General features: G+C 60.8%; 18 protein-coding genes and 2 riboswitches. Of the genes, 4 read left to right on the top strand and 14 right to left on the bottom strand.

Annotated features, from left to right (window positions below):
* Positions 1-38 precede the first annotated feature (38 nt).
* Positions 39-254: riboswitch (cobalamin riboswitch) on the top strand.
* A 98-nt stretch (positions 255-352) separates the two neighbouring features.
* Positions 353-2,308 carry a TonB-dependent receptor gene (locus Q0V31_RS03195; RefSeq protein ID WP_298184426.1) on the top strand — a complete coding sequence of 652 codons (1,956 nt, stop codon included), beginning with the start codon at positions 353-355 and terminating at the stop codon, positions 2,306-2,308.
* 64 nt (positions 2,309-2,372) lie between these two features.
* Here the strand turns inward: Q0V31_RS03195 and Q0V31_RS03200 are convergent, their stop codons facing one another.
* The 13 genes from Q0V31_RS03200 to nrdR form a co-directional block, all read right to left on the bottom strand.
* A complete protein-coding gene (locus tag Q0V31_RS03200) occupies positions 2,373-3,170 on the bottom strand; it encodes a cobalamin-binding protein (RefSeq protein ID WP_298184429.1) in 798 nt (265 codons plus the stop codon).
* On the bottom strand, positions 3,170-3,586 hold the full coding sequence (locus tag Q0V31_RS03205) for an MFS transporter (protein WP_298184431.1): 417 nt from the start codon (positions 3,584-3,586) through the stop codon (positions 3,170-3,172). The genes Q0V31_RS03200 and Q0V31_RS03205 overlap by 1 nt, the downstream gene beginning before the upstream one ends.
* Entirely contained in the window at positions 3,583-4,203 is a 621-nt protein-coding gene (gene ribA / locus Q0V31_RS03210) for a GTP cyclohydrolase II (RefSeq protein WP_298184433.1), read from the bottom strand. The genes Q0V31_RS03205 and ribA overlap by 4 nt, the downstream gene beginning before the upstream one ends.
* A gap of 122 nt (positions 4,204-4,325) precedes the next feature.
* The gene (locus tag Q0V31_RS03215; protein WP_298184435.1) at positions 4,326-4,973 is read right to left on the bottom strand and encodes a TIGR02281 family clan AA aspartic protease; all 648 of its coding nucleotides are present in this window, start codon (positions 4,971-4,973) and stop codon (positions 4,326-4,328) included.
* Positions 4,974-4,990: 17 nt separating this feature from the next.
* On the bottom strand, positions 4,991-5,683 hold the full coding sequence (locus Q0V31_RS03220) for a transporter substrate-binding domain-containing protein (protein WP_298184438.1): 693 nt from the start codon (positions 5,681-5,683) through the stop codon (positions 4,991-4,993).
* A gap of 53 nt (positions 5,684-5,736) precedes the next feature.
* A complete protein-coding gene (locus Q0V31_RS03225) occupies positions 5,737-6,267 on the bottom strand; it encodes a phosphatidylglycerophosphatase A (RefSeq protein WP_298184440.1) in 531 nt (176 codons plus the stop codon).
* Positions 6,260-7,228, bottom strand: a complete 969-nt coding sequence (gene thiL / locus Q0V31_RS03230) for a thiamine-phosphate kinase (RefSeq protein WP_298190898.1) — start codon at positions 7,226-7,228, stop codon at positions 6,260-6,262. Before thiL ends, Q0V31_RS03225 begins: the two co-directional genes overlap by 8 nt.
* 15 nt (positions 7,229-7,243) lie before the next feature.
* Complete coding sequence (nusB, locus tag Q0V31_RS03235; protein ID WP_298184442.1) at positions 7,244-7,735, bottom strand: transcription antitermination factor NusB; 492 nt, start codon at positions 7,733-7,735, stop codon at positions 7,244-7,246.
* Positions 7,732-8,208, bottom strand: coding sequence for a 6,7-dimethyl-8-ribityllumazine synthase (gene ribE / locus Q0V31_RS03240; RefSeq protein ID WP_090243179.1), 477 nt, complete (start codon positions 8,206-8,208; stop codon positions 7,732-7,734). Before ribE ends, nusB begins: the two co-directional genes overlap by 4 nt.
* Before the next feature lie 81 nt (positions 8,209-8,289).
* The gene (ribBA, locus tag Q0V31_RS03245; protein WP_298184456.1) at positions 8,290-9,369 is read right to left on the bottom strand and encodes a bifunctional 3,4-dihydroxy-2-butanone-4-phosphate synthase/GTP cyclohydrolase II; all 1,080 of its coding nucleotides are present in this window, start codon (positions 9,367-9,369) and stop codon (positions 8,290-8,292) included.
* 12 nt (positions 9,370-9,381) lie between these two features.
* The gene (locus Q0V31_RS03250) at positions 9,382-10,044 is read right to left on the bottom strand and encodes a riboflavin synthase (RefSeq protein ID WP_298184458.1); all 663 of its coding nucleotides are present in this window, start codon (positions 10,042-10,044) and stop codon (positions 9,382-9,384) included.
* 171 nt (positions 10,045-10,215) lie between these two features.
* Positions 10,216-10,378: riboswitch (FMN riboswitch) on the bottom strand.
* Between the two features lie 82 nt (positions 10,379-10,460).
* Positions 10,461-11,579, bottom strand: a complete 1,119-nt coding sequence (gene ribD, locus Q0V31_RS03255; RefSeq protein ID WP_298184464.1) for a bifunctional diaminohydroxyphosphoribosylaminopyrimidine deaminase/5-amino-6-(5-phosphoribosylamino)uracil reductase RibD — start codon at positions 11,577-11,579, stop codon at positions 10,461-10,463.
* Positions 11,579-12,043, bottom strand: coding sequence for a transcriptional regulator NrdR (nrdR, locus tag Q0V31_RS03260; RefSeq protein WP_298190900.1), 465 nt, complete (start codon positions 12,041-12,043; stop codon positions 11,579-11,581). The genes ribD and nrdR overlap by 1 nt, the downstream gene beginning before the upstream one ends.
* 113 nt (positions 12,044-12,156) lie before the next feature.
* Here nrdR and Q0V31_RS03265 point away from each other — a divergent pair, with 113 nt between their 5' ends.
* The 3 genes from Q0V31_RS03265 to trxA all read left to right on the top strand — a co-directional run bounded on the left by Q0V31_RS03265 (position 12,157) and on the right by trxA (position 14,228).
* Positions 12,157-12,615, top strand: a complete 459-nt coding sequence (locus Q0V31_RS03265; protein WP_298184466.1) for a YbaY family lipoprotein — start codon at positions 12,157-12,159, stop codon at positions 12,613-12,615.
* Positions 12,612-13,268 carry a 50S ribosomal protein L11 methyltransferase gene (locus Q0V31_RS03270; RefSeq protein WP_298184468.1) on the top strand — a complete coding sequence of 219 codons (657 nt, stop codon included), beginning with the start codon at positions 12,612-12,614 and terminating at the stop codon, positions 13,266-13,268. The genes Q0V31_RS03265 and Q0V31_RS03270 overlap by 4 nt, the downstream gene beginning before the upstream one ends.
* Before the next feature lie 87 nt (positions 13,269-13,355).
* Positions 13,356-14,228: a thioredoxin gene (gene trxA / locus Q0V31_RS03275; protein WP_298184470.1), complete on the top strand. Its 873-nt coding sequence runs from the start codon at positions 13,356-13,358 to the stop codon at positions 14,226-14,228.
* A gap of 105 nt (positions 14,229-14,333) precedes the next feature.
* Here trxA and Q0V31_RS03280 read toward each other — a convergent pair whose 3' ends face one another.
* Entirely contained in the window at positions 14,334-14,687 is a 354-nt protein-coding gene (locus Q0V31_RS03280; RefSeq protein ID WP_298184472.1) for a hypothetical protein, read from the bottom strand.
* Between the last annotated feature and the right edge of the window lie 18 nt (positions 14,688-14,705).

Here is a 14,705-nt window from a genome sequence, read left to right on the forward strand (position 1 = left end):
TTGCTTGTAATTCACTCACCCGCGCATTAAGGTGCGCGGCGTTTTACTTCCGCCAAGGTGCGCCCTTCTTCGACGAAGTGGTGTTAAACGGGAAGCCGGTGCGCTCATCACGAGCCATCCCGGCGCTGCCCCCGCAACGGTAATCGACTGCAGAATGATGCTGCACGCCAACTCATAAGCCACTGGAGTGTTCCGGGAAGGCGAGGCGGCGTACGTCGAGAGCCCGGAGACCGGCCTTGCTGGATGTGACAGGTGTTGCGGAGGGCATCACCGTCAAGCTCAGGCGGCTTTTGCGCGCCCGTTCTTGCACCTGCCCTCCTCAAAAGTCTTCCGACCTTTTGAGGATTCTTAGATGAAATTATCCCGTCTTGCCCTGGCTGTGGCGCTGGCGCCGAGCCTCACTGTTGCTGCTACCGATACAGGCAGTTATGAATTGCCGCCGCTGGTGATCACCCGCGCCACTCCATTGCAAACCGCTGCCCCCGCCAGCGTCCGAGTGATTGATCGTGAAAAAATCGAGGCCAGCGCAGCCAGCTCGCTAATTGATGTCCTGCGCAGTCAGGCTGGCTTGCAGATACGCGACACGATGGGTGACGGAAACCGAGCGGCCCTAAGTTTGCGCGGTTTTGGCGAGAACGCGGCGAACAACACATTAGTGCTGGTTGATGGGCGTCGCCTCAACCAACCGTCACAGGCCGGGCCAGACTTTAACAGCGTGCCATTGGCCAACATTGAGCGCATCGAGATCATTCGCGGCGCGGGCACTGTGCTTTATGGCGACCAAGCCGTAGGCGGGGTGATCAACATCATTACCCGCACGCCCTCTAGCAATGAAGCCTATATCGAGAGCAGCATCGGCAGTCACGACCTCGAAGCCTACCGCGGCCATATCAGCCAACAGCTGGGCGCCGGTTTCTCACTGTATGCCAGCGGCGAAACCCGCAACACCGACAACTACCGCGACCATAACAACGCCAACTACAGTAATGCCTTCGCTCGCCTGCGCCATGACCATGACAGCGGCCAGGCCCTGTACGAATACCAGACAGTGGATGATGAACTGCTTTACCCAGGAAGCTTGAGTCTTGCTGAGCGAAGGGCTGACCGGAAAGCCAGCTATGACGCAAACAGCAATGGCTACAACAACAGCAAAACCCAAGTTCACCGTTTCGCTCTTGAACAACAGCTAGACGATGTTTGGACCACCAATTTCGATTACAGCCAGAGCGACCAAGATGGTGTCGGTGCGTTCCGTTACTTCGATTCTTGGGCCGGTAACATAGCTATCTCGCCCTTTACTCAAGGCACTCGCATCGAGACCTTCAGCCCACGCCTCACGGCACGCTTTGACTCACCTCTGGGTTATGCCGAGTGGCTGCTTGGACATGACCACATCAGCAGTGACTACGAATATAAGGATGACTGGAGCAGTACCGTCGCGCAGCAGACACAGCGCGACTGGTACACCCAGCTCAGCCAGAAGCTCGGGAATGATCTGACGTTGACCCTGGGTTATCGCAACAGCGAAGCTGACGACAACAACAAATCCAAACAACTCAAGCATCGCAATAGCGAAGACAGCACCAGCATCGGCTTTAGCTGGCAGGCTGACCAGCAAACCCGCGTATTTATCAAGCGTGAGGATGTGCTGCGCTGGGCCAACGTTAACGACAATGCCGCTACCTTGCCTGACGTCGTGTTTCTTAAACCACAAACCGGCGTCTCGTGGGAAAGCGGTATCGAGTGGCAAGACGGCCTACAGCGCTACCAAGCGACGCTGTATCGAATGGATCTACAAGATGAGCTGATGTACGACTCAATAATTACAAACCCCAATAGCTTTTTTGGTGGTCGCGGGGCAAACATTAACCTGGACAAAACCCGCCGCGATGGACTGCTATTAGAAGCTGAGCGTCAACTAAGCGAGCGCTTGAGCGCCGGCGGCCAATACAGCTTTACCGATGCCAAGTATCGCGCCGGAAGCTTCAAAGGTAATGACGTGCCCTGGGTTGCGCCACACAGCGCCAGTGCTCACCTGAGCTATGAAATCCTGCCAGGTCTTAAAAGTTACTTGGAAGCGGTATATACCGGGAATCGCTACTACTCAGGCGATGATGCCAACAACCAACAAAAAGCCGGTAGCTACACCCTGCTCAACGCCGCGCTCAGCTATGACTACAAGCAATTCAACAGCAAGCTGCGGGTTAATAACCTCACCGGCAAGCAATACGATGCTTTTGCCTCTGTCAGCAGCCGCTACCCGGCCCCCGAAGAGCAGGTACAGCTAAGCGTCGGTTATCGTTTCTAACCACGCCGCATCTACAAGAGGGCCGCCTATTGGGCGGCCCTCTTATTTAAATTTTCTTAACAGCTCACTCCGCCTTGGCCAACTGCTCACAGAGTTTCTCCATCGCCCCGAGCATCTGGAAGCTTGGCCGCTCCAGGCCATCGTCGGGCACCAGCCAGAGCTGGTCCAATTCGACGGCGCGCACGACTGGCCAGTTCCGCCAGGCATCCAGCTGCGCCTGATCACCGGCCAAAATAATCTCGGGATTGCGCTGCAACACGGCCTCCACGCTGACTTGCGGGGCCGGCAAGGTTAGGTCGGCAAAGATATTCTCGGCGCCGCAAACACGTAGGGCATCGCTGATGATCTGCTGGCCACCGAGGGTGTACAGCGGTACATCCCAAACCTGGTAGAACAGACGCAACGGCTGCTCGCGCTGGTAACGCTGGCTCAGGCGCTGCAGGCCCTGATTGAATTGCTGCGCCAGACGCTGGCCTTGCTCGGCACGCCCGATACGCGCACCGATCTCGGCAAACTGCGCCGCCAGATCAGCCAATTTTCGGGGCTCGACGAGCATTGTCGGAATACCCAGGCGCTGCAATTGCTCGCGTTGTGCGTTGCTGATGCTATCCGGCCAGAGCAACACAAGGTCGGGCTGCAGGTTGAGCAGGCTCTCCAACTCCAACTGGCCAAAATTACCGACCGACGGCAGATGCTGCACCGCCACAGGCCTGTCCCCACCATCCAGCAGACCGACCAGCAGATCGCCCGCTTCCAGCTCCAGCATGATTTCGGTAAGGGATGGCGCCAGAGTCACCACGCGTTCGACAGCCACTGCCGGCCAAACCAGCAGCGCCAACAGGCCGAGCACGAGCGCGCGCATTAGCCGAGTTGGCGAGGGATGCGGTAGAGGTACAACATCACGACGCTGGAAATCGCCAGGAGGATCAGCGGGATCGCTTCCAGGCCGGCGAACAGCGCAGCAGCAGCGATCCAGGCTGGCAGGGCGGCACCGAGCAACCCCAAGCGCCGCACGCGCGCCAGCTCAAGCCAGGCATCCTGTTCAGCCGCGCTATCGAGAGCTTTTTCAGTCGCTATCAGTGCGCGCTTGTAAGCACTGAACAATGGCAGGCTGACAAACATTGAAGCCAGCCCGGCGATAAACAGCGGCATGGTCAGCAGGCCAGTCTGCTGCTCGGCAGCAAACAGCCAATTGAGTACAAACAGCGGCAGCAAGGTCACGGCCAGCTGCCGCCACCACTCCAGCGCCAGTCGCCGACGTACTTCGCTGCGGGTCACAGGCTTTCCTCAACCTCACCCTGGTGCAGGCTGCCGAGCATATGCCCAAGCTTGCCGGCCTTGGTCGCCAGGTACTTTTTGTTGTGCGGGTTGTGGCCGATCTGCAGTGGCACACGGGTCGCCACATTGATGCCCATATCGCCCAGCGCCTTGACCTTGCGCGGGTTGTTGGTCATCAGCTTGAGCTGAGTAATGCCCAAGTGATCGAGCATCGGCAGACAAATCGCGTAGTCACGCTGATCAGCGCCGAAGCCCAGGCGCTCATTGGCCTCGACCGTATCGGCACCGCCATCCTGCAATTCATAAGCACGGATTTTGTTCAGCAGGCCAATACCGCGACCTTCCTGACGCAAATAAAGCAGCACGCCACGGCCTTCATCGGCAATCGCGCGCAGCGCCGCTTCGAGCTGGAAACCGCAATCGCAACGCAAGCTGAACAAGGCATCGCCGGTCAGGCATTCGGAGTGCAAACGGCCCAATACGGGGGCGCCATCGGCCACATCACCAAAGGTCAGAGCAACGTGCTCCTTGCCTGTGGCCTCTTCGAGGAAGCCGTGCATGGTGAATATGCCAAAAGGCGTAGGCAACTGGGAGGCGGCGACAAACACGACGGACACCGGATGCTCCTAAAGAAAATGGGCAGGGATAATAAGCCCGGCATTGTAACAGCAGGCCCTAACAGCCGCTTAGCCTGAATTACTGATGATAAACATCGAGCCAACGCAAGACTGCTAAAGCGTTAGTACTTGGACTCCAGCACCAGCACATCTTGTTCAACCTTCCAGCCCACTCGGCTAAGAAAGCTCATTCCCAGCAACGCCTCGGTTGGCGAGCCGCCTTCCAGCACCACGGCATCGACGCCCAAGACTTCCAACTCACCGATCTTGACCCGATCCAGCGTCACCCGCCAACCGCGCGCGGTGCCGCTGGCAGTACTGACCTGCAGGGGCACGCCGACAACCCGATAATCGATACCAAGGCGGCGCGCATGCTCATCATTCAACGCCACCGAGGTGGCGCCGGTATCGACTAGAAACTGGATGGACTGACTATTGACCGAGCCGGCCACCCAGTAATGCCCACCAATACCCTTGGCCACGCTGAGCTGCTTTTTCTGCGCCTCGGCAAAGCCGTCGCTGTATTCGCGGCTAAGGCTGTAACTGCGCTGCACGCCGTCGACACGCAACACCGCACCACGGCTGTCGGCACTGATCACCTGTACACCGCGCGGGCCAACCTGACCAACTTTGACCAGCTTGCGCTGCCCCTCGACATTCAACACCGCCGCGCCCGGAAACAGACCGACGACGCGAACCTGGGTGGCCGCCATAGTCCAGCTGCTCACTAACAGCGACACGCTCAACAGGATTAGTTTTAGGGCGTACATGGGCTGTCTCGCACAGATTAATCAAATGGATAGGGTTGCTGCCAACGCTGGAAAATTGGCCGCAAACTGCCATCCGCGATCAGCGTTTCCATACGTTTGTCGAACAGCTCGGCCAGGATGTGGCCACGCGGGGTTTCGGCAAAGCCCAGATATATCGGCAGCTTGGTCAACAGGGTAGTGCGGTAGCGAGCAGGCTGGCGCGCCTTGCTCAATACATCATCGACCTCGGTCAGGGCGTCCAGATAGAAGTCTGCACGCCCCGCGTCCAGCATACTGAGGACACCGTCACGCCGCAGCACTTCGCGATACTGCTGCAAATTTGGCAGATAACGCTGGAATTCATAGCCGCGCATCCACGCCAGGCGGAACCCGCCAAGCGAGCCCAGAGTGGGAATCGGCTGATCCAACAAGCTGAGCGCGACAATCTGGTCAGCGTCGTAACTCAAGCGCGGATAAAACACGCCATGCTCAACTTCATTGAGGTAGGAACCAGCCCAAGCATCAGCAGCACCGCGCTGCACGAGGCCAATCGAGCGCGTGTAGGGCACGCTCTGAATACTCAGCTGTACGCCTGCCGGCTCATAGATGGCGCGCAATATATCCCAGGCCAAACCACTGCCATCGCCGTTGGTACGCCCTGCCCAGGCCTCACTGGCAATACGGATCTGGCTGGGCGGTGCAGCACAAACCAGCGCACTGGTAACGCTCATTAGCACACACAGTAACCACCGAGAGCAGCGGTTCATTAGAGATTCCTTCCTGATTACCAACCCAGCGCAGCGGACAATCCGTTAGCCCAACCCCAAACGACTAGCTGTAGCGCCATCCAGGCGAACACACCCGCGAGCACATCATCGAGCATGATGCCGACACCACCATGCACGTGCCGATCAATCCAGCGAATCGGCCACGGCTTGAGGATGTCGAACAGGCGGAACATCAGAAAGCCTAGCAGCAGCCAGCCCCAACCTTCCGGCACCAGCCACAAGGTGATCCACATGCCGACCATTTCGTCCCAGACGATGCCTTCGTGATCATGCACACGCAGGTCATCGGCCACCTTGCCGCACAGCCAGAAGCCAAACAGCATGGTGACGCCGAGCATCAGCCAGTAGCCCCAGTCCGGCAGCAGCTGAAACAGCGGGATAAACGGCAACGCCACCAGCGAGCCCCAGGTACCCGGGGCTTTCGGCAAGGTGCCGGAGCCAAAGCCGAAGGCCAGGAAATGCCAGGGATTGCGCCATACCGAAGGCGGCACGAACTCGGCGGGTACTTGGTTGGGATGATCAGTCACGGGCACTTCCAAAATGTTGATAGCCGCTTTGGCACGGCTGAACGGGCTGACCTTGCGGGTCCAGCAGGGTAACGCCTTGACCGGGCGCAACCCGGCCAATCACCCATACTGGCAAACCGGCCTGCTGTAGCCCAGGCAAATAGTGCGCCGGCAAGGTAAAGGCCAGTCGGTAATCATCGCCACCGCTTAACCCACATTGACGCGCCGCCGACTCCCCGGCGAACGCCCGCAAGGCAGCGGAAAGTGGCACCTGCGCCAGTTCGATAACTAACCCCACGCCAGATGCCGCCGCAATATGCCCGCAATCGGCGAGCAGACCATCGGAGATATCCAGTGCCGCCGTGGCCTTGCCACGCAGGGCCTGGCCCAACTCAAGCTGCGGCATGGGCGACCAGTAACGCGCCAGTAGCGCCTCACTCACAGCAGGCGTGGCCTGTTGCTGGCCGAGCACCAGCGGCAAAGCACCGGCGGCATCACCCAGCTCACCGCCGACGCACAGGAGATCACCCACCTGCGCGCCCTTGCGGGTCAGCGCCATGCCCGTCGGCACACGACCGAAAACCGTCAGGGTAAGACTCAAAGGACCGCGAGTGGTATCGCCGCCAATCAGCCGAATAGCACAGCGCTGCGCCATCCGGTCTAAGCCACAGGCAAAGGCTTGCAGCCAGTCTGGGTCGGCGCTAGGCAGAGTTAAGGCAAGGGTAAAGCCGATAGGCGTCGCGCCCATCGCGGCTAAATCACTGACCGAGACACCCAGCGCGCGTTGGCCGAGCAGAAAAGGGTCAGCTGATTCGGGAAAATGCACCCCGCTAACCAGGGTGTCGGTGGAGATTGCCAGCTGCTCGCCAGCCGGCAATTCCAGCAGGGCACAGTCGTCGCCAATGCCCAGTGCCACGCCTTCGCCGGCCTGCGCACAGGACGCAGCGGCGAAGTAATGGCGGATCAGCTCGAACTCACCCAAAACAGGCAAGCCCGATCAGCGCTTGTGCGCGCGAACTTCATCCGCACGCAGGCGCGGAGCCAACTTGTCCAGCACGCCGTTGACGAACTTATGCCCGTCGGTTGCGCCAAACACCTTGGCCAGCTCAATACCTTCGTTGATCACCACGCGATAAGGAATATCAATGCGGTTTTTCAGTTCGAAGGTCGACAGACGCAGGATTGACAGCTCAACCGGATCGATTTCATCCAGCGGGCGGTCCAGCAACGACGCGAACGCACCATCGATCTCGGTTTTCTGCCGCGGTACGCCGTGCAGAATCTCGTGGAAGTAAGCACCATCCACGGCCGTAAAGTCGTTATCGACGCGGAACTGCGCTTCGATCTCGTTCAGCGACTGGCCCGCCATGTGCCAGGAATACAGCGCCTGCATGGCCAAGGTGCGCGCCTGACGACGCGCGAGGGTTTTAGTACTGGGGCCTTTCTTCGGCGCTTGTGGCGGCTGCCCGTTACCGTCGGTCTGGCTCACTTGGCCTCCAACTGCGCCAGCAGGCTGACCATTTCCAGGGCAGACAATGCAGCTTCTGCACCCTTGTTGCCGGCCTTGGTGCCGGAGCGCTCGATGGCTTGCTCAATGGAGTCGACGGTCAGCACGCCGAAAGCAACCGGTACGCCGAACTCCATGGACACCTGGGCCAGGCCCTTGGTGCATTCACCCGCCACGTATTCGAAGTGCGGAGTGCCGCCACGAATCACTGCGCCGAGGGCGATGATCGCGTCAAAGTCACCACGCTGGGCGACTTTCTGTGCCACCAGTGGAATTTCGAAGGCACCCGGTGCACGGATGATGGTGATGTCGTCTTCCTTCACGCCGTGGCGGACCAGGGCGTCAACGGCGCCGCTTACCAGGCTTTCGACAACGAAGCTGTTAAAGCGGCCGACGACCAGGGCGAATTTGCCTTGTGGGGCGATGAAAGTACCTTCGATGGTCTTCAGGGTCATGGAACAATTCTCATATAGCGTTAAAGAGCCAGGGGGCAAAAAATGTATAGCCCAACGAAACAGCGCACAGCGCGGCAGTCGTTATTCAGCGGGCAGGTATTCTACAACTTCCAGGTCAAAGCCGGATATCGCATTGAACTTCATTGGCGAACTCATCAGGCGCATTTTGCGCACACCGAGGTCACGCAGAATCTGCGAACCGGCACCGACCGTGCTGTAAATAGCCGGGCTGGCCGGTTGCTGGCGATCCAGCAGGGCCATCAGTTCCGGCCCGGTCAGCGGGTTGCCCAACAGCAGCACCACGCCGCTACCGGCCTTGGCCACCTCGGCCATGGCCGCGCGCATGCTCCAACGCCCCGGCTGATTGACCAGAAACAGGTCGCGCAGCGGGTCCATGTTGTGCACCCGCACCAAGGTCGGCACTTCGGCTGAAACAGTGCCCAGGGTCAGAGCCATGTGCGCGGTGTTCTCCACGCCATCGCGATAGGTCACCAAGTTGAACTGGCCCAGCTCGGTGTCGAGCACCTGCTCGCTGGCACGCTCAACCGTGCGCTCGTTAATCAAACGGTAGTGAATCAGGTCGGCGATGGTGCCAATCTTGATGCCGTGTTCGGCGGCAAAGACTTCCAGCTCAGGGCGACGCGCCATGGTGCCGTCGTCGTTCATGATCTCGCAGATCACCCCGCTCGGTTCAAAACCACCCATGCGCGCCAAGTCGCAGGCGGCTTCGGTGTGGCCGGCACGGGCCAGCACGCCGCCAGGCTGAGCCATCAGCGGGAAGATGTGGCCGGGGCTGACAATATCGTCGGCCTGAGCATTCTTCGCTGCAGCGGCTTGCACGGTGCAGGCGCGATCAGCGGCAGAAATACCGGTGGTGACGCCAACAGCGGCTTCGATGGAGACGGTGAATTTGGTGCCAAAACCGGAACCGTTGCGTGGCGCCATCAGCGGCAGCTTGAGGGTTTCGCAGCGCTCGCGGGTCATCGGCATGCAGATCAGGCCGCGGGCAAAGCGCGCCATGAAATTGATGTGCTCGGCGGTGACGCACTCAGATGCGACGATCAGATCGCCTTCGTTCTCGCGGTCTTCGTCATCCATAAGGATGACCATCTTGCCGGCGCGGATGTCTTCGACCAGTTCTTCAATACTGTTAAGAGCCATGCTGTCGATTCCTTATTTGTTCAGGTAGCCGTGTTCGGCGAGAAAACTGGCGGTCATGCTCGAGGCCGCAGGCTCGGCAGCCTTGTCACCGAGCAGCAGGCGCTCTAGGTAACGGGCGAGCAGGTCTACTTCAAGGTTGACCGAGCGACCGGCGCGATAGTCGACCATGATGGTCTCGGCCAGGGTGTGCGGCACGATGGTCAGCTCAAACTCGGCACCGTTCACCGCATTGACGGTCAGGCTGGTGCCATCGACGGTGATCGAGCCTTTGTGGGCGATGTACTTGGCCAGCTCGCGCGGCGCACGAATGGTGAATTGCACGGCGCGGGCATTATCGGCACGGGCGATGATTTCACCGACGCCGTCGATATGCCCACTGACCAGATGACCACCCAGGCGACTGGTCGGGGTCAGCGCTTTCTCCAGATTGACCTTGCTACCGGCCTTGAAGTCGATAAACGCGGTGCGTGCCAGGGTTTCGCGGCTAACGTCCGCCCAGAACCCATCACCCGGCAGCTCCACGGCAGTCAGGCACACGCCATTCACCGCAATGCTGTCGCCGAGTTTGACGTCACCGAGGTCGAGCTTGCCGGTTTCCACATACACCCGCACATCCCCGCCCTTGGGCGTCAGTGCGCGGATGCTGCCAATGGCTTCGATTATGCCGGTAAACATGCCACCCCCTGCGTCGCGCCCACGGCAAAGCACTGGCGAATAGGGCCTAGTGTGCGCGGCACGGAAAATAAATCAGACATTTAGACCAACTCCTGTTTTATAAAAAAACAGGGCGTGTTTGATCGATAGGGATTTCAAGACGCAGTTATAAAATGCGCCTAATTGAGGCAATCCCGCTCTCTCTTTATCCGGACTTTAACCGTCGGCCCCGGAATCAAACCGGGTCTGCTGACCTTGCCCTGGGGCTTACACACCTCGGACAAGCGCTCGCGGGCTAGACACTTTGCGCACCATTACCGCCGGTGGGGAATTACACCCCGCCCTGAGAACGTTACGGCCACCTGCGTAGCCGAGACGCGTTTTACCACATTTGCCACCACCCTGCATGGCCAAGCGACCGCCTGAATGGCTCGCAATCAGCCAGCCGGTTGCGGCACCGCGATGATTCGCCAGTCGTCACCGACTGCGCGCATCTCGACAATTTTCAGCGCCGGCGCATCGGCCATGCGCGCCAACGGCAGGTCAAGCAACGGCCTGGCACTTGAGCCGAGCAGCTTAGGCGCAACGAATAACTGATATTCATCCACCAGGCCCAAGCGAGCAAACGCCCCTGCCAGTCGCGGCCCCGCTTCCACCAACACCTCGTTGGCGCCCCGGCCGGCCAGCTCGACCAGCAGCTTGCGCAGGTCAACATGCCCGTTGCTGCCTGGCACCGCCAATAGTTCGTGCCCATCGTCGAGATAGCGATCACGTGCTGAGGCCGCTGCACAGGTCGCCACCATGGCCGCACCCGCCTGAAAAAACGGTACGCTCAGCGGGACGCGCAAGCGCCCATCGACCAGCACGCGTAATGGCGGACGCGCCTGCGCCAGGGCGGTCAACTCGGCGCCCAGGCCCAATTCATCGGGGCGTACGGTCAAGCGCGCAGCATCGGCCAGCACCGTATCGGCACCGGTTAGCACCACGCTTGAGCGCGCACGCAGGCGTTGCACCGCCGCGCGCGCCGCCGGGCCGGTAATCCACTGGCTTTCACCACTGGCCATGGCGGTACGTCCATCCAGGCTCATCGCCAGCTTGACCCGCACAAACGGCAGGCCCTGCACCATGCGCTTGATAAAGCCGGCATTCAGCGCCCGCGCTTCAGCTTCCAGCACGCCGCTCTGCACCGCGATACCAGCCTGCATCAACCGCAGCAGGCCATTACCGCCGACCTGCGGGTTAGGGTCCTGCATGGCGGCCACCACGCGCACGACACCGGCATTGACCAACGCATCGGCGCAAGGCGGCGTGCGGCCGTGATGGCTGCAGGGCTCCAGAGTCACATAAGCCGTTGCACCACGGGCCTTGTCCCCAGCCTGACGCAGCGCATGCACTTCCGCGTGGGGCTCGCCCGCGCGGGCATGCCAGCCTTCGCCGACAACTTTGCCATCACGGACGATCACACAGCCGACACGGGGATTGGGGTGGGTGGAGTACAGGCCTTTACGGGCCAGTTCCAGCGCGCGGGCCATAAAGGCGTGATCGGAATTCATCATCAGCCTTTGGCAGGTTCACGGGACAGCCGGTCGATTTCCTCGCGGAACTCGTTGAGATCCTGAAAGCGTTTGTACACCGAGGCGAAACGGATATACGCCACTTCATCAAGCTTCTGCAGTTCGCCCATAACCAGCTCACCGAGCACCAGCGATTTGATCTCTCGCTCACCGGTGGCGCGCAGATTGTGCTTGATGTGGGCAATGGCGGCTTCCAGGCGCTCGATACTCACCGGGCGTTTTTCCAGCGCGCGCTGCATGCCGGCACGCAGCTTGTCCTCATCAAACGGCTGACGGCTGCCGTCCTGCTTGATCAGCCGGGGCATCACCAGCTCGGCGGTCTCGAAGGTGGTAAAACGCTCTTCACAGGCCAGGCATTCGCGCCGACGACGCACCTGGCCTCCCTCGGCAACCAGCCGTGAGTCGATCACCTTGGTGTCATTGGCAGCGCAAAAAGGGCAGTGCATATAGAAGCAGCCTCGGACGAAAGCGGCCATGTTAGCGCATCCCTCTGGCAAGACAAACCGAGGGCTTTGCGGTATACAGGCGCCCATCCAAACCAACGGAGTGAATGACCTCGATGAACGCCCATACGCCGTTGCGCCCACTGCTTTTACTCAGCCTGATCGCCCTGCTGACAGCTTGCGCCAGCGATGGCCAGCCCTCCACGGCGCCGGCGCAAACAGCCACAACACCTCAGGCCCCGGCAACCGCAGCGCCACTGCCGGCCCACCAACGCGAGCTGAGCGGCAGCCTGCTCAATGTGCCCAATGAGGCGGAGGTCGAGCTGGCCCTGTTAGCGGTCGACCCGCGCGGCAAGCCTCAGGCGCTACTGGGCAATATCCAGCTGCGTGGTACCGGCAAGCCGCTGCAGTTTCGCCTGCCGTTTAATCCGCAGACCTTCAACAAACACTCGCGCGTCGAGCTGCATGGCCGCGCCAATCAGGCCGGCCGGCTGATTCTGCGTTTGCCGCCACAACCGATTGCCCGCAGCGAAACCCAGGCACTCGGCGAACTGAGCCTGGTACCGGCACCATGACGCCCCCCGCCGCCTTGCAAGCGGCGCTTAGCGAGCTGCTCGGCGACGCCCAGCTCAGCGCGGAAACCCTGCCCGGCACTGACCTCAAACTCTGGTTGATCGATGCCAACAACATGGACCGCGCTTTCAGCCCGGAAGAAACCCGACGTATCCTCGAGGAGCCGCCCTACTGGAGTTTCTGCTGGGCCAGCGGCCTGGTACTGGCACGCTGGCTGGCCGAACACCCGGAGTGGGTGCGCGGCAAACGCGTGCTGGATTTCGGTGCCGGTTCTGGCGTAGCGGCGATCGCGGCAGCGAAAGCCGGCGCGCTGGAAGTGGTGGCCTGCGATCTCGACCCGCTGGCTATCGAGGCCTGCCGGGCCAACGCCACGTTGAATGACGTGGCGCTCAGTTACTCAGCGGACTTCTTTCAGGAGGCCGACCGCTTCGACCTGATCATCGTCGCCGACGTGCTTTACGACCGCGCCAACCTGCCGCTGCTCGACCAGTTTCTCAGCCGTGGCCGCCAGGCACTGGTGGCCGACTCACGGGTACGCGACTTCCAGCACCCGCTGTATCAACGCCTCGGCATTCTGGAGGCCTGCACCTGGCCGGACTTGGCCGAACCTGCCGAATTTCGCCACGTCAGCCTGTATCACGCAACGCGCGTTTGACGCCCCCTTGTATCCGGCGCACCGCGCCCGCATTTATAGTCCATCGCATTCCCGCCCATCCCCACTTGCGCCCAGCCGAGACCGACCATGAGCGACTCCCCTTACATTTTTGATATCGCAGGCAGTGCCAGCTTCGAGCAGCTGGTCATCGAGAACTCCTTTAGAAAACCCGTGCTGGTGGATTTCTGGGCCGAATGGTGCGCGCCCTGCAAGGCACTCATGCCGCTGCTGGCGAAGATCACCGAGGAGTATCAGGGCGAGCTGCTGCTGGCCAAGGTCAACTGCGACCTCGAGCAGGATATCGTCGCCCGCTTCGGCATCCGCAGCCTGCCCACCGTGGTGCTGTTCAAGGACGGTCAGCCGGTCGATGGCTTCGCCGGGGCGCAGCCTGAGTCGGCGATCCGCGAGCTGCTCAAACCGCATGTCGCCGAGCCTGCGCCGGCGGCTGCCGACCCGATGGAAGCGGCGCAAGCGCTGTTCAGCGAGGGTCGCTTTGCTGACGCCGAAGCCGTGCTCAAGGCGCTGCTGACGGAAAACAATGAACACGCCGCGGCGTTGATTCTTTACGCCCGCTGCCTGGCCGAACGTGGCGAACTGGACGAAGCCGAGAGCGTACTCGGCGCGGTCAAAGGCGACGAGCACAAACCAGCCTTAGCCGGTGCCCGCGCACAGTTGACCTTTCTGCGCCAGGCAGCCGAACTACCCGACGCAGCCAGCCTGAAAAGCCGCCTGGCGCAAAACCCAGAGGACGAGGAAGCCAGCTACCAATTGGCCATTCAACAACTGGCGCGCCAACACTACGAGCCGGCGCTAGAGGCGCTGCTCAAGCTGTTTATCCACAACCGCAACTACGCCGACGGCCTGCCGCACAAAACTCTGCTGCAGGTCTTCGAGCTACTGGGCAATGACCACCCGCTGGTCACGGCCTACCGCCGCAAGCTGTACCAGGCGATTTACTAAGCGCCTACCTGGCGCTTGCAGCGGATCTTGCGGCTAACGCCCTGCCCACGAAGTTGGTTGCAACTGTGGCAGGGGCGTTAGCCGCGACAGGTAAGCCGGTTATCGTCAGCCAATCCAGTGATAGATTGGCGCATCCACGCCGGCCTCCATGCGCACCTGCGTACAGTGGCGTAAGCGCACCAGCAGGCGCTTACCCGCCGCCTCCCCGCCCGCCAAAGCCGTCAGCTGCGCGAGCAAGTGCGGCCCCTCGACCTGCCCAGCCTTACGCAACAACTCCAGCGTGGTCTGCCACAAGGCATCACCTGCTGCCGGTGTGGCTGCCGCTGCACGCTCAGGCACGACCTCAACAGGCGGCGTATCAAGGCTGATGTGCTGCGCCAACTGTGCCCAATCCTGTGCATCCAGCTCAACCGTCAGGTCCACCGGCCAGGCCCCGATCTGCCCACGAATTCGCACCATCACTCTGCCCTCACTTAA

The sequence above is a fragment of the uncultured Pseudomonas sp. genome, from assembly GCF_943846705.1.
GTDB lineage: Bacteria > Pseudomonadota > Gammaproteobacteria > Pseudomonadales > Pseudomonadaceae > Aquipseudomonas.

Excerpts from the sequence above, each read along its gene's own strand:
- Q0V31_RS03220 (WP_298184438.1), bottom strand. The coding sequence starts at position 5,683 with ATGAGCGTTACCAGTGCGCTGGTTTGTGCTGCACCGCCCAGCCAGATC.
- Q0V31_RS03250 (WP_298184458.1), bottom strand. The coding sequence starts at position 10,044 with ATGTTTACCGGCATAATCGAAGCCATTGGCAGCATCCGCGCACTGACG.
- trxA (WP_298184470.1), top strand. The coding sequence starts at position 13,356 with ATGAGCGACTCCCCTTACATTTTTGATATCGCAGGCAGTGCCAGCTTC.
- Q0V31_RS03215 (WP_298184435.1), bottom strand. The coding sequence starts at position 4,973 with ATGTACGCCCTAAAACTAATCCTGTTGAGCGTGTCGCTGTTAGTGAGC.
- Q0V31_RS03280 (WP_298184472.1), bottom strand. The coding sequence starts at position 14,687 with ATGGTGCGAATTCGTGGGCAGATCGGGGCCTGGCCGGTGGACCTGACG.
- Q0V31_RS03195 (WP_298184426.1), top strand. The coding sequence starts at position 353 with ATGAAATTATCCCGTCTTGCCCTGGCTGTGGCGCTGGCGCCGAGCCTC.
- Q0V31_RS03270 (WP_298184468.1), top strand. The coding sequence starts at position 12,612 with ATGACGCCCCCCGCCGCCTTGCAAGCGGCGCTTAGCGAGCTGCTCGGC.
- ribBA (WP_298184456.1), bottom strand. The coding sequence starts at position 9,369 with ATGGCTCTTAACAGTATTGAAGAACTGGTCGAAGACATCCGCGCCGGC.
- Q0V31_RS03265 (WP_298184466.1), top strand. The coding sequence starts at position 12,157 with ATGAACGCCCATACGCCGTTGCGCCCACTGCTTTTACTCAGCCTGATC.
- nrdR (WP_298190900.1), bottom strand. The coding sequence starts at position 12,043 with ATGCACTGCCCTTTTTGCGCTGCCAATGACACCAAGGTGATCGACTCA.
- ribD (WP_298184464.1), bottom strand. The coding sequence starts at position 11,579 with ATGATGAATTCCGATCACGCCTTTATGGCCCGCGCGCTGGAACTGGCC.
- Q0V31_RS03200 (WP_298184429.1), bottom strand. The coding sequence starts at position 3,170 with ATGCGCGCGCTCGTGCTCGGCCTGTTGGCGCTGCTGGTTTGGCCGGCA.
- ribE (WP_090243179.1), bottom strand. The coding sequence starts at position 8,208 with ATGACCCTGAAGACCATCGAAGGTACTTTCATCGCCCCACAAGGCAAA.